The sequence below is a fragment of the Bradyrhizobium sp. NBAIM08 genome (genome assembly GCF_020193935.1).
GTDB classification, from domain to species: Bacteria; Pseudomonadota; Alphaproteobacteria; order Rhizobiales; family Xanthobacteraceae; genus Bradyrhizobium; species Bradyrhizobium yuanmingense.
Window position 1 is genome coordinate 1 of sequence record NZ_JADYVR010000752.1, and the last position, 417, is coordinate 417.

1 protein-coding gene is annotated in these 417 nt (G+C 71.7%); it reads left to right on the forward strand.

What is annotated here, in order from left to right:
• Positions 1-300, forward strand: a 300-nt coding sequence (locus I6F37_RS41900) for an alpha-E domain-containing protein (RefSeq protein WP_225154659.1), incomplete at its 5' end; no start/stop codon positions are given.
• Positions 301-417: the final 117 nt, after the last annotated feature.

The following is a 417-nucleotide window of genomic DNA, read 5'->3' on the forward strand; positions in this document are numbered from 1 at the left end:
ACCCACCGCCGCACCTTCGCGGTGGAGACGAACCGCGCCACCGTTATCGACCTGCTGGCGCTCGACCGGATGAACCCGCGCGCGCTCCTCTTCCAGCTCGACGTGGTGTCCGAGCGGCTGAAGGAGGTCTGGCCGCGCGACGAGAACGCGCCGATGGGCGAGCTGGAGCGCGCGCTGATCCGCCTGCACACCTCCGTCGCGGTCGCCCTGCCCGAGGAGCTGGACAGCGCCGCGCTGCGCCAGGTGACGGCCGACATCGCCGACCTTTCGGGCCGCATCGCCCAGAGCTACCTGCGCTGAGGGGCCGCCATGCGCTACGACATCCGCCTCTCCATCACCTACCGCTACTACGGCGCCGCCGACTCGGGCCGCCACCTGCTGCGCATGGCGCCCATGAACCTGGCGGGCGAGCAGAGC